Below are 12,179 nucleotides of genomic sequence, written 5' to 3' on the forward strand. Positions count from 1 at the left end.
CCCGACCGGTGACCCTTTCGGCACCCGGCAGGCCCGCGACCGTCCGGTCACGCGGCCTGCCGGGCCTCCCCGATGGAGCGCAGCAGATGACCACCGTGACCGCCGATCCGGCGTCGACGCCGTCGACGCCGCCCGGCCGATCCGCTAGCCCCTCCCGGCTGCGCCGCAGCTGGGAAAAACACTGGTACGCCTGGGCCATGGTCCTGCCCGTCGTGATCGTCCTGGCGGTGCTGATCTTCTACCCGCTGTTCCGCGGGATCTGGCTCTCCTTCACCAACCTGACCGAGGCCAACCAGGTCGCCGAGATCTGCACCAGGTCGATCACCGGTGGCGAGGTCTGCAAGGAGAACCCCAACAAGTGGGAGTTCGTCGGCCTCGACAACTACCTGCGGGTCCTCAGTGGCGAGGTCGGCGAGTTCTGGCAGTGGACCGGCACGACGCTGATCTGGACCTTCGCCTGCGTGGCCCTGCACTTCGGTCTCGGCCTCGGCCTGGCGACCATGCTCAACCGCCCGATGCGACTGCGGGGCCTGTACCGGGTGCTGCTCGTGCTGCCCTGGGCGGTGCCGGCCTTCGTCAGCGCGTTCGCCTGGAAGTTCATCTTCAACGAGCGCTTCGGCCTGGCCAACGCGCTGCTCTCCGCCGCCGGCATCGACCCGGTCTCCTGGTTCGCCGACCGGTGGACCTCGTTGTTCACCGCCATCGTCACCAACGTCTGGCTCGGCGTGCCGTTCATGATGGTGGCCCTGCTCGGCGGCATGCAGACCATCCCGTCCGAGCTGTACGAGGCGGCCGAGATCGACGGGGCCTCGGCGTGGCAGCGGTTCCGCAACATCACCCTGCCCGGCCTGCGCCCGGTCAGCATGACGGTGATCCTGCTCGGCACCATCTGGACGTTCAACATGTTCCCGATCATCTTCCTGGTGACCGAGGGGCAGCCGGCGGGCCAGAGCGAGATCCTGGTGACCGGCGCCTACCGGGCGGCCTTCGAGGGCATCCGCAACTACTCGCTGGCCTCCACGTACGGCGTACTGATCCTGTCGATCCTGCTGGTGTTCTCGGTGTTCTACCGGCGGGCCCTGCGTAGGCAAGGCGAGGTGTGGTGATGGGCCAGGCGAGGCAATCCGGTCGCAGCCGGCGCAGCCCGGCCCGGTCCATACTGCTGCACGGCACCCTGATCCTGGCGTCGCTGATCGCGATCGGGCCGATCGCCTGGGTCCTGCTGTCGTCGCTGAAGCCCGGCTACGCGATCCAGAGCAGCGAGCTGACCCTGTTCCGGGACACCACCCTGGCCAACTACCGCTACGTGCTGACCGGGACGAACTTTCCGAGATGGTTCCTCAACTCGGTGATCGTCGCGGCCTTCACCATGGCCATCGGCATCTTCCTCTCGGCCACCACCGGCTACGCGGTCTCCCGGTTCAACTTCCCGGGCCGCCGACCGCTGATGATGGTCTTCCTGGTGACCCAGATGTTCCCGGTGGCCATCCTGATCGTGCCGATCTACACGATCATGGCCCGGCTGGGACTGATCAACACGATGCCCGCGTTGATCATCGCGTACCTGACCATCGCGGTGCCGTTCTGTGCCTGGATGTTGAAGGGCTACTTCGACTCCATCCCGACCTCGCTGGACGAGGCGGCGGCGCTGGACGGGTGCGGGCCGTTCGCCACCTTCTGGAGGGTGGTGCTGCCGCTGGCCCGGCCGGCCGTGGCGGTCACCGCCTTCTACACCTTCCTCACCGCCTGGGGTGAGGTGGCGTACGCGTCGGCCTTCATCCAGACCGACAACCGGTTCACCCTGGCGTACGGGCTCCAGCAGTTCGTGCCGCAGTTCAACCCGCAGTGGGAGTACCTGACGGCCGCCGCCGTCCTGGTCACCGTCCCGGCCGGGCTGGTCTTCTTCTTCGCCCAGAAGCACCTGGTGTCGGGACTGACCGCGGGTGGCACCAAGGGCTGAGCGGGTGCCTCTACTACAAAACGTCGTTGATAGGGCAGGATGGGTCGGGTGGAAGCACTTCGACTCATCCTTCTCTACGCCCACCTGATCGGGTTCGCGCTGCTGCTCGGCGGCGCGATCGCCCAATACCTCACTGGCAAGATCCGGATCAACCCCGCGATGCTCTGGGGCTCGGTGATCCAACTGGTGACCGGCATCGGTCTCTCCGCGCCGCTGCGCGACGGCGACGAGCCGGCGCCGGCAAAGCTTGTTACGAAGCTGGTGCTCGCCCTGCTCATCTTCGTCATGGTCTTCTTCTCCCGGAAGCGGGCCGCGGTCAACCGGGGACACTTCCTCGCGATCGTGGGACTGACCCTGCTCAACGCGGCCGTGGCGATCTTCTGGCGGTGATCGTCGGGCCGGATCGCCCGCTCCAGAAAAAGGACTTTCCGGACGCTTGTTTGCGTGCTCGCCAACACCGTGAGTGATCTGCCCCACCCAAGCATTACGTAGGGGTAACAGGCCTCCAACAGTCCTGCACGATTGTCGTTCGGCAGGTGGGCGCGGGCGTACGCTCTGCGTCCGTAACGTGGGACGCCGGCGGCAAGGCGCAGGCCGGTTCAAGGGCTGCCACCGTGTACCACGCGGTGTGCAATGGGAAGGGAGACGTCTTGCGCTCGGTGCGTGGGATGCGTATCGCCTCGATCATCGCGGCGGGTGGGCTCGTACTGAGCGCCGCCGCGTGTGGCGAGGCCCCGGAGAGCAACAACGCCGACTCCGGCGGCGAGAAGTACACCGCCTGTATGGTCACCGACGTCGGCGGCATCGACGACAAGTCGTTCAACACCTCGGCCTGGAAGGGCCTTGAGAACGCCAAGGCCGCGAACGGCAACATCGACATCAAGTACGTCGCGTCCAAGGCCGAGGCGGACTACGAGCCGAACCTCACCCAGTACGTCAACCAGAAGTGCAACTTCATCCTGGCGGTCGGCGGCCTGATGGGCGACGCCACCAAGAAGGTCGCCGAGGCGAACCCGAACCAGCAGTTCGGCATCGTCGACGCCAAGCCGGGCGTGGCCAACGTCTACCCGATGCAGTTCGACACCGCCCAGGCCGGCTTCCTCGCCGGCTACGTCGCCGCCGGCATGACCCAGAGCGGCAAGGTGGCCACTTACGGGGCGGTGAAGATCCCGCCGGTGACCATCTTCATGGACGGCTTCGTCGACGGCGTCGCCCACTACAACCAGGCCAAGGGCAAGAGCGTCCAGGCCCTCGGGTGGAACAAGGCGACCCAGAACGGCTCCTTCACCAACGACTTCGTCAAGCAGGACGAGGGCAAGAAGGTCAGCGACGCGCTGGTCGCCCAGGGCGCGGACATCGTCATGCCGGTCGCCGGCGGCGCCGGCCTCGGCACCACCGGTGCGGCCAGGGCCTCCGGCGGCAAGTACAACACCATCTGGGTGGACGTCGACGGCTGCGAGAGCACGCCGGACTGCTCGGCGATCATCACCACCGTGGTGAAGAACATCCCGGACGCGGTCAAGGACGCCGTGCTCAAGGCCGCCGGTGGCGAGCAGCTCGCGGCCGAGCCGGGCTTCGTCGGCACGCTGGCCAACAACGGCGTCTCGATCGCCCCGTACCACGACTTCGACAGCAAGGTCCCGGCCGAGCTGAAGTCCGAGGTCGACAAGCTGAAGGCGGACATCGCCGCCGGCACCATCAAGGTCGAGTCGGCCGCCCAGCCGAAGTGACCCTTCGCCGGTCGCCCCCGGTGAGACGATCACCAGGGGCGGCCGGCGAGTCATGCCACACCATGTCCGGCCGCTCCGGCGCGGGGGAGACCCGTCGCGCCGGAGCGGCCGGTCCGCGCCACCGGTCCGGCCGAGACCGCGACCCGCCCGACGGCAGCTACGCTGCACCATCGCTTCGCACTCCAGGAGGTTGCGCTGAGACTCGAACTGCGCGGCATCACCAAGCGGTTCGGTGATCTGGTCGCCAACGACCACATCGACCTGACGGTGGAGCCTGGAGAGATCCATGCCCTGCTCGGCGAGAACGGCGCGGGCAAGTCGACCCTGATGAACGTGCTCTACGGGCTCTACCAGCCCGACGAGGGCGAGATCCTGGTCGACGGAGAGCCGCTGAAGCTGCGCGGCCCCTCCGACGCCATCGCCGCCGGTATCGGCATGGTCCACCAGCACTTCATGCTCGTGCCGGTCTTCACCGTCACCGAGAACATCATGCTCGGCGCCGAGCAGGTCCGGGGCGGCATCGCCGGATTCCTGGACCGGCGGCGGGCCCGGCGCGAGGTCGCCGAGGTCTCCGAGCGGTACAACCTGCGCGTCGACCCGGACGCGGTGATCGAGGACCTGCCGGTCGGGGTCCAGCAGCGGGTGGAGATCGTCAAGGCCCTCACCCGCGACGTCGACCTGCTCATCCTGGACGAGCCCACGGCGGTGCTCACTCCGCAGGAAACCGAGGAGCTGCTCACCGTGATGCGGTCGCTCAAGGCCGCCGGCAAGTCGATCGTCTTCATCACCCACAAGCTCGGCGAGGTCAAGGCGATCGCCGACCGGATCACCGTGATCCGCCGCGGCCGGACCGTGGGCACGGCATCCCCCGAGGCCAGCCGCGACGAGTTGGCCGCGCTGATGGTCGGCCGCACCGTCCGGCTCACCGTGGAGAAGGCCCCGGCCACGCCGGGCGAGCCGGTGCTGGAGGTCTCCGGGCTGGTCGTCGACGACGACCGGCAGGTCCGCGCGGTGGACGGCGTCGACCTGACCGTACGCGCGGGTGAGGTGCTCGGCGTCGCGGGCGTGCAGGGCAACGGCCAGACCGAGCTGATCGAGGCGATCATGGGTCTACGCCCGACCCTGGCCGGCTCGATCACCCTGGACGGGCAGCGGGTCGACGGCTGGTCGACCAAGAAGGTGCTCCGGGCGGGCGTCGGCTACGTGCCGGAGGATCGCAGCGTGGACGGCCTGGTCAAGGAGTTCAGCGTCGCGGAGAACCTGGTGCTGGACATCTACGACCGGCCACCGTTCGGGCGGGGCCTGTCACTGAAGCCGGACGCGATCGCCAGGTCGGCGCAGGAGCGGATCGACCAGTTCGACGTGCGCACCTCGTCGGCGGAGGCGGCGGTCGGCACCCTCTCCGGCGGCAACCAGCAGAAGGTGATCGTGGCCCGGGAGCTGTCCCGGCCACTGAAGCTCTTCATCGCCGCCCAGCCCACCCGGGGCGTGGACGTCGGCTCCATCGAGTTCATCCACAGCCGGGTCATCCGCGAGCGCGACATCGGCACCGCCGTGCTGGTGGTCTCCAGCGAACTCGACGAGGTGATCGGGCTGGCCGACCGGATCGCGGTGATGTACCGCGGGCGGATCATCGGCATCGTCGGCCCGGACACCCCCCGCGAGGAGATCGGCCTGCTGATGGCCGGCATCACCCCCGACACCACGGGCGACTCCCCGGCCCCCGAGGGTCCAGGTAGCGAGGACGAGAAGGCATGACCACTTCTTCCCCCCAGCCGGCCTCCCCGGACAAGGAGCCGGCGAGCGAGGAGCAGGCCGCCCAGAGTGCGCTCGGCAACGCCGAACGCGCGGAGACGGCCACCACGCCCACGGGACCGCAGCAGCCGCGCCCCACGCTCGGGCGGCTCTTCCTGGACAACCTCTGGGCTGCCAACAGCTTTACCGTGACCCTGCTGTCGCTGGTCCTGGCGATGATCGTCGGCGCGGTGCTGATAATCATTTCTGACCCGGACGTGCTGGCCACCTACGCCTATTTCACCGCCCGCCCGGCAGACGCGATCAACGCCAGTTGGACGCTGGTCAGCGAGGCGTACGCGAACCTCTTCAAGGGCAGTGTCTTCGACCCGGCCGCGACCACCCTGCACGCGGCGTTGAGCCCGATCTCCGAGACGCTCACCTACACCGCGCCGCTGGTCTTCACCGGCCTGTCGGTGGCGCTGGCCTTCCGTGGCGGCCTGTTCAACATCGGCGCTCAGGGCCAGGCCACCATGGGTGTCATCCTGGCCGCGCTGGCCGGTTTCCTGCTGCCGCTGCCGCCCGGGCTGCACCTGCTGGTCGCGGTGCTGGCCGGCGCGGTCGGCGGGGCCATCTGGGGCTTCATCCCGGGCATCCTCAAGGCGCGTGCCGGCGCACACGAGGTGATCAACACGATCATGCTCAACTACGTCGCGGTCTACTTCCTGACCTGGCTGATCGTGCAGAACGGGGTGCAGGATCCGAACCGCACCGACGCGATCAGCCGGCCGGTGGACGCCTCCGCGCAGCTGCCCCGCCTCTTCGGCGACAACCTGCGGGCGCACGCCGGCATCCTGCTGGCCGTGCTGGCCACCTGGGCGGTCGCCTGGCTGCTCAACCGCTCCACGCTCGGCTTCGAGCTGCGCGCGGTGGGCGCCAACCCGGACGCCGCCCGCACCGCCGGCATCAGCGTCACCCGGACGTACGTCCTGATCATGGTCTTCGCCGGGGTGCTGGCCGGGCTGGGCGGCTCGCAGATGGTGCTCGGCACCACCGCCGCCGCACTGACCCCGCTGGTGGTCGCCCAGATCGGCTTCGACGGCATCCTGGTCGCCCTGCTCGGCCGGGTGAAACCGTGGGGCGTGGCGCTGGCCGCGCTGCTCTTCGGCGCGTTGCAGGCCGGCGGCAACCGGATGCAGTCGTACTCGGGGATCTCGCTGGAGCTGGTCACCGTGCTCCAGGCCCTGATCGTCATCTTCATCGCCGCGCCGGCCCTGGTGAAGGCGATCTTCCAGCTCCGGGCCGCGCGGGCCGCCCGGTTGCAGACGAGCCTCGCGAAGGGCTGGTGAGGCATGTCCACCATGGCTGTTCCCGACGTCGCGGTCGCACCGGTCGACGAGGGCTTCTGGACCCGTACCCGCAAGGTGGGGCTGGTGCTGCTGGCGCTCGGCCTGCTGGCGGCGGTGCTGTTCGGCGCGCTCGCCACCGGCGAGCAGGCCCGCTTCACGCTCAGCGAGGACGCCGCCGGGGCGGCGTTGGAGATCAACGGCACGGTCGGCGCGATCCTCTTCGGCCTGATCACCATCGCCGTCGGCGCCGCGATGCTCGCCGGCCTGCCGAAGCGCTGGTTCATCCCGGTGCTCGCCGCCGGCCTGGTCGCCTTCGTGCTGTCCTTCCTGTGCTGGCAGGTCTCTGCCGCGCCGACCGGGCAGAACTTCATGCCGCTGGTCAACATCGTGCGGGGCACCTTCCTGCTCGCCCTGCCGCTGATCTTCGGCTCGCTGGCCGGCGTGCTCTGCGAGCGCTCCGGCGTGGTGAACGTGGCCATCGAGGGGCAGCTGCTGATGGGCGCCTTCAGCGGCGCGCTCTTCGGCAGCATCTCCGGCAGCGTCTGGGTGGGCCTGGTCGCCGCGGCGATCGGCGGGTCGTTCATCTCGCTGCTGCTGGCCGTCTTCTCCATCCGCTACCTGGTCGACCAGGTGGTCATGGGCATCGTGCTCAACCTGCTGGCGGTCGGCATCACCGGCTTCCTCTACGAGCGGCTGATGCAGACCGACGCGGCCCGATACAACAGCGCCCCCCGGTTCAGCAACTGGGAGATCCCGCTGCTCTCCGACATCCCGGTGCTCGGCCCGGCGCTGTTCCGGGGCAACATCTTCCTCTACCTCGCGCTGCTGCTGGTGCTGGTGATCCACATCGCGCTGTTCCGCACCCGGTGGGGGCTGCGGACCCGCTCGGTCGGTGAGCACCCGACGGCGGCGGACACCCTCGGCGTGAAGGTGCTCGGGCTGCGCTACCGCAACGTGATCATGGCTGGGGCGGTCGCCGGCATCGGCGGCGCGTCGTACACGCTGGCGCTCTTCTCGTTCACCAAGAACATGATCGGCGGCAAGGGCTTCATCGCCCTGGCCGCACTGATCTTCGGCCGGTGGAGCCCGACCGGGGCGTTGCTCGCCGCGCTCTTCTTCGGCTTCGCCGACCAGCTGGCCACCTACCTCGGCGCGATCAACAGCATCATCCCCGGTCAGTTCCTGGCCATGCTGCCGTACCTGGCGACGATCCTGGCCGTGGCCGGGCTGGTCGGCCGGGTCCGGGCACCGGCCGCCGACGGCAAGCCGTACATCAAGGGCTGATCCAGGGAGCGGACGATGGAGATCGACTGGGAGCGGCTGCGGGCCGCCGCCACCGAGGTGATGCGGCACGCGTACGTGCCGTACTCGAAGTTCCCGGTGGGGGCGGCGGCGCTGGTCGACGACGGCCGGGTGGTGGTCGGCTGCAACGTCGAGAACGCCGCGTACGGCGTGGTGCTCTGCGCCGAGTGCGGGGTGGTCTCCTCGCTGCACGCCACCGGCGGGGGCCGGATCGTCGCGCTGTCCTGTGTGGATGCCACCGGCGAGCCGCTGATGCCGTGCGGGCGCTGCCGGCAGCTGCTCTGGGAGCAGGGTGGGCCGGAGTGCCTGATCGAGGCCAGGGGCGGTCCGCTGCGGATGGCGGAGCTGTTACCGCACGCTTTCGACGTGGCCGACCTCGAAGCGGTCACCGGCGAGCGGCCGGTGCCGGTGGTGCCCGACCGGCTGGCCGCCTGGCGCGGGCGCGGCACCGTCTTCGTGCACCCCGACCTCTCCGCCGGGCAGCAGATCTGGACGGCCTACTGGGAGCGCTCGGCCGGCGACGACGCGGGCGCCGAGACCGGGGTGCTGGAGGAGGGGCCGAGCTGGGACGAGCCGGCGGAGGCGATCACCTGGGGGTTGGCGCGTACGCCCCGGGTCGTGGTGGTGGACGCCTCCGGCACCATCTTCTGGGCTGGTGAGGGTGAGCCGCCCTTGGAGATCCCGGTTCGTTGGTCTTCTTGATCTCGGGTTGCGGGCCGGGGCCGGTCGTGCCTGGCTCGTCGTGGTTGCGGTTGGGGCCGACCGCGCCCGGCTCCGGGCGGTCAGGCTTGATCCCTCCGCCGGGCGCGGCCGGCCCCGGCCCGTGCCGGCTGCGGTTCGCGGCTCGGTCGCGGTAGTGGGTTGGCCCGGAACTCTGCTGGGTGCCGGGCGGCCCGGTCGGCGAGGCTGGCCATCTGTGGGGTGCGGCCGGGGATGGGTACGTGCTGGACGACTAGGAAAGATTGTCTTATGAGTGGGTTTGCGGCTGTTGACGTTATTCGGGCCAAGCGGGACGGGGGGGTGCTCTCCGACGCGCAGATCGACTGGGTGGTGGACGCGTACACCCGGGGGGTGGTGGCCGACGAGCAGATGTCGGCGCTGGCCATGGCGATCCTGCTGAACGGGATGACCGGGCCGGAGATCGCCCGGTGGACGGCCGCGATGATCGCCAGTGGCGAGCGGCTCGACCTGTCGTCCGTGGCCCGGCCGACCGTCGACAAGCACTCGACCGGCGGGGTCGGTGACAAGATCACCCTGCCGCTCACCCCGCTGGTGGCGGCCTGCGGCGCGGCGGTGCCGCAGCTCTCCGGGCGGGGCCTCGGGCACACCGGCGGCACGCTGGACAAGCTGGAGTCGATCCCGGGCTGGCGGGCCGCGCTGAGCAACGAGGAGTTCACCGCCCAACTGCGCGACATCGGCGCGGTCATCTGCGCGGCCGGGTCCGGGCTGGCCCCGGCCGACCGCAAGCTGTACGCGCTGCGCGACGTCACCGGCACCGTCGAGGCGATCCCGCTGATCGCCAGCTCGATCATGAGCAAGAAGATCGCCGAGGGCACCGGCGCGCTGGTGCTCGACGTGAAGGTCGGCACCGGCGCGTTCATGAAGTCGGTCGACGACGCCCGCGAGCTGGCCCGGACCATGGTGGAGCTGGGCGGGGCGCACGGGGTGAAGACGGTCGCCCTGCTCACCGACATGTCGACCCCGCTCGGCCTGGCCATCGGCAACGGGGTCGAGGTCACCGAGTCGGTCGAGGTGCTGGCCGGCGGCGGCCCCGCCGACGTGGTGGAGCTGACCCTGGCGCTGGCCCGGGAGATGCTGGACGCGGCCGGGCTGCCGGAGGCCGATCCCGCCGCCGCGCTGCGCGACGGGCGGGCCATGGACTCCTGGCGGTCGATGATCCGGGCGCAGGGCGGCGACCCGGACGCGCCGATGCCCGTGGCGAACGAGGTCGAGGTGGTGCGGGCCGAGATGGACGGGTACGTGGCGGCGGTCGACGCGTACGCCATCGGGGTGGCCGCGTGGCGGCTCGGCGCCGGGCGGGCCCGCAAGGAGGATCCGGTCAGCGTGCCGGCCGGTGTGGTGCTGCACCGGCGTCCCGGTGACCCGGTGCGGGCCGGGGACCCCCTCTACGAGTTGCGGGCCGAGCGGGCCGAGGTGATCCCGGCGGCGCTGGCGGAGGCGGCCCGGGCGGTGACCATCGCCGCCCGACCAGCGGTTCCGGCATCGCTGGTGATCGAACGCGTGGAATGAGCCAAGCCCCGTGGCCCGACCCCATGGTGCCGGGCCACGCGGGCGGCTATTCTCGCTGGCCAGGGGGGACTGTAGGCGTCGAGCCGTCGTGAGCAGACAGGGATGTTGCTGTGATCGTTCCTGCCCCGGACCCCCGGGAGGTGCGCGAGGCGAGCCTGGACGAGTTGTCCCGGCTACGGCTGCCGCTGCCACCACCGCAGTTCCCGCTGGTCTGGGAGCCCGGCGACGAGATCGAGCTGCGACCGACGGCGGAGATCGAGGCGCGGATCGCGGTGCTGCACCTGATCCTGGCCCGCTGCTTCGGCATGCCGCCGCAGGCGGCGATGAGTTGGCTGCTCGCCTCGCACCTGGTCGAGATGGTCACCCCGCCGGAGTTCCAGTTCGTCACCGGGGCCAAAGGCGACCACCGATCCTTCGTGCTGCACCACGACGCGCTCTTCTCGCTGGCCTGGGCGGTCGGCCTGACCAAGCAGCTCGATCCCTCGATGCCGGTGGACGAGCGGCTGGTGGAGCGCCTGCCGAACATCGCCGACGGGGAGACGTTCCGGCAGTGGCGATCGCGGATTCTGGCCGCGCCGCAGCACCCGGCGGACGCGGCGGCCCTGCTCGACCTGCACTACTGCCTGGACTGGGCGTACCTGGAGGTGGGCCGGGCCGGCCGGACGTTGCCCGGCCTGGTGGACGCCAACGCGATCGGCCAGCGGCGGTGGGCGCTGGAGTGGGCGGTGATCCTGCGCGGGCCGTACCACGACGAACCGCCCGGCTGGGAAGAGGTCGACCTCTCCACCTGACTACCTCGGGCGGTAGACGCCGAGGCGGACCGCCACGGTCACCCGGACCGGCTCGCCCAGGGCGGTGATCCGGGCGGCCAGCCCGGCCGGGTCGGTGTGCCAGGCGCTCGGGCCCATGCCCACCAGAGTCGCCACCTCCGTAGCGGACAGCGTCACCTTCCGCCGGTGCACGGCGGCCGACTCCTCGGTGAAGTGTCCGCCCAGGCTGCCGGTGATCCGGTCCGCCTTGGCCGGGTCGACGCGCAGCAGTCCGAGTGCGTCGACCAACTCGGTGAGGTGGTCGGCGGCCGGGGTCACCACCAGCAGCCGCCCGGCCGGGTCGAGGATCCGGCGGAATTCGGCCCCGTTTCGGGGCGCGAAGACGTTCATCAGCACCGTGGCGGCGGCGTCCGCCACCGGTAGCCGCTGCCAGGTGTCGGCCAGCGCCGCGGTGGCGCGCGGATGGGCTCGCGCGGCCCGCCGCAGGGCGGGCTTGGAGACGTCCAGGGCGAGGCCGACGGTCTCCGGCAGCGCCGTCAGCACCGCCGCGAGGTATCGGCCGGTGCCCGCACCGGCGTCCACCACCAATGGGTACGAGTTGGTAGGTGGCCGGCTGGCCGCGACTTTGAGATGCGCCTCCTTTGCTCTGCTCACCTCGGCGCAACAGGTTCGCCCGGTTTCCGTCGCGTGCGTTGCAGCGGAGCAGAGCGAGCGCGGGAGGACCTGGTGGTGGGCGTCGGTCGCTCGGTCGGTGCGGCCGGCGGTGGACAGGACGCTGCGGACGGTGTCGGCCAACGCGGCGGAGATCATCTCGTAGTGTCCGGCGGCCAGGAAGTCCGCCCGGGCGGCGACCATCTCGGCGGTGTCGCCGCCGTGCGGGGCGCGACCGGCGAGCAGGTTGACGTAGCCCTGCCTGGCGATGTCGAAGCTGTGCCGGCGCGGGCAGCGCAACGACCGGGCCGCATCGGCGGTGACTTCGGCCAGCGGCTCGCCGCAGACGGGGCAGCGCAGCCGGTCGACGACGCGGGGATCCATCATGGCTGCCGCTCGGTCACGCCCCGAGTCTAGTGTCGCCGCACGGTGA

The 12,179-nt window shown here is 70.5% G+C and carries 11 protein-coding genes; 10 read left to right on the top strand and 1 reads right to left on the bottom strand.

Annotated elements, in window-relative coordinates; all coding sequences use genetic code 11:
• The first annotated feature begins 86 nt into the window (after positions 1-86).
• The 10 genes from ACQPYA_RS04685 to ACQPYA_RS04730 all read left to right on the top strand — a co-directional run bounded on the left by ACQPYA_RS04685 (position 87) and on the right by ACQPYA_RS04730 (position 11,116).
• A complete protein-coding gene (locus ACQPYA_RS04685; RefSeq protein ID WP_433531413.1) occupies positions 87-1,106 on the top strand; it encodes a carbohydrate ABC transporter permease in 1,020 nt (339 codons plus the stop codon).
• Positions 1,106-1,960 (top strand): sugar ABC transporter permease, encoded by an 855-nt coding sequence (locus ACQPYA_RS04690; protein ID WP_433531414.1) that lies wholly within the window; start codon positions 1,106-1,108, stop codon positions 1,958-1,960. The genes ACQPYA_RS04685 and ACQPYA_RS04690 overlap by 1 nt, the downstream gene beginning before the upstream one ends.
• 48 nt (positions 1,961-2,008) lie before the next feature.
• Complete coding sequence (locus tag ACQPYA_RS04695; protein WP_433531415.1) at positions 2,009-2,350, top strand: hypothetical protein; 342 nt, start codon at positions 2,009-2,011, stop codon at positions 2,348-2,350.
• A 278-nt stretch (positions 2,351-2,628) separates the two neighbouring features.
• Positions 2,629-3,690 (top strand): BMP family lipoprotein, encoded by a 1,062-nt coding sequence (locus ACQPYA_RS04700; protein ID WP_433531416.1) that lies wholly within the window; start codon positions 2,629-2,631, stop codon positions 3,688-3,690.
• Between the two features lie 255 nt (positions 3,691-3,945).
• Complete coding sequence (locus tag ACQPYA_RS04705) at positions 3,946-5,448, top strand: ABC transporter ATP-binding protein (RefSeq protein ID WP_433533376.1); 1,503 nt, start codon at positions 3,946-3,948, stop codon at positions 5,446-5,448.
• Complete coding sequence (locus ACQPYA_RS04710) at positions 5,445-6,773, top strand: ABC transporter permease (RefSeq protein ID WP_433531417.1); 1,329 nt, start codon at positions 5,445-5,447, stop codon at positions 6,771-6,773. Before ACQPYA_RS04705 ends, ACQPYA_RS04710 begins: the two co-directional genes overlap by 4 nt.
• Positions 6,774-6,776: 3 nt before the next feature.
• A complete protein-coding gene (locus ACQPYA_RS04715; RefSeq protein WP_433531418.1) occupies positions 6,777-8,057 on the top strand; it encodes an ABC transporter permease in 1,281 nt (426 codons plus the stop codon).
• A gap of 15 nt (positions 8,058-8,072) precedes the next feature.
• Positions 8,073-8,777: a cytidine deaminase gene (locus tag ACQPYA_RS04720; protein WP_433531419.1), complete on the top strand. Its 705-nt coding sequence runs from the start codon at positions 8,073-8,075 to the stop codon at positions 8,775-8,777.
• A gap of 267 nt (positions 8,778-9,044) precedes the next feature.
• On the top strand, positions 9,045-10,325 hold the full coding sequence (locus ACQPYA_RS04725; protein WP_433531420.1) for a thymidine phosphorylase: 1,281 nt from the start codon (positions 9,045-9,047) through the stop codon (positions 10,323-10,325).
• Positions 10,326-10,435: 110 nt separating this feature from the next.
• Positions 10,436-11,116, top strand: coding sequence for a DUF4272 domain-containing protein (locus ACQPYA_RS04730; RefSeq protein WP_433531421.1), 681 nt, complete (start codon positions 10,436-10,438; stop codon positions 11,114-11,116).
• Here ACQPYA_RS04730 and ACQPYA_RS04735 read toward each other — a convergent pair whose 3' ends face one another.
• Positions 11,117-12,130, bottom strand: coding sequence for a putative RNA methyltransferase (locus ACQPYA_RS04735; protein WP_433533377.1), 1,014 nt, complete (start codon positions 12,128-12,130; stop codon positions 11,117-11,119).
• Positions 12,131-12,179 lie beyond the last annotated feature (49 nt).

The sequence above is a fragment of the Micromonospora sp. CA-263727 genome (assembly GCF_050942455.1).
Lineage (GTDB): Bacteria > Actinomycetota > Actinomycetes > Mycobacteriales > Micromonosporaceae > Micromonospora.

Bases quoted from the DNA above. Each gene is read 5' to 3' on its own strand.
- ACQPYA_RS04685 (WP_433531413.1), top strand. From the start codon at position 87: ATGACCACCGTGACCGCCGATCCGGCGTCGACGCCGTCGACGCCGCCC.
- ACQPYA_RS04690 (WP_433531414.1), top strand. From the start codon at position 1,106: ATGGGCCAGGCGAGGCAATCCGGTCGCAGCCGGCGCAGCCCGGCCCGG.
- ACQPYA_RS04700 (WP_433531416.1), top strand. From the start codon at position 2,629: ATGCGTATCGCCTCGATCATCGCGGCGGGTGGGCTCGTACTGAGCGCC.
- ACQPYA_RS04710 (WP_433531417.1), top strand. From the start codon at position 5,445: ATGACCACTTCTTCCCCCCAGCCGGCCTCCCCGGACAAGGAGCCGGCG.
- ACQPYA_RS04715 (WP_433531418.1), top strand. From the start codon at position 6,777: ATGTCCACCATGGCTGTTCCCGACGTCGCGGTCGCACCGGTCGACGAG.
- ACQPYA_RS04720 (WP_433531419.1), top strand. From the start codon at position 8,073: ATGGAGATCGACTGGGAGCGGCTGCGGGCCGCCGCCACCGAGGTGATG.
- ACQPYA_RS04725 (WP_433531420.1), top strand. From the start codon at position 9,045: ATGAGTGGGTTTGCGGCTGTTGACGTTATTCGGGCCAAGCGGGACGGG.
- ACQPYA_RS04735 (WP_433533377.1), bottom strand. From the start codon at position 12,130: ATGGATCCCCGCGTCGTCGACCGGCTGCGCTGCCCCGTCTGCGGCGAG.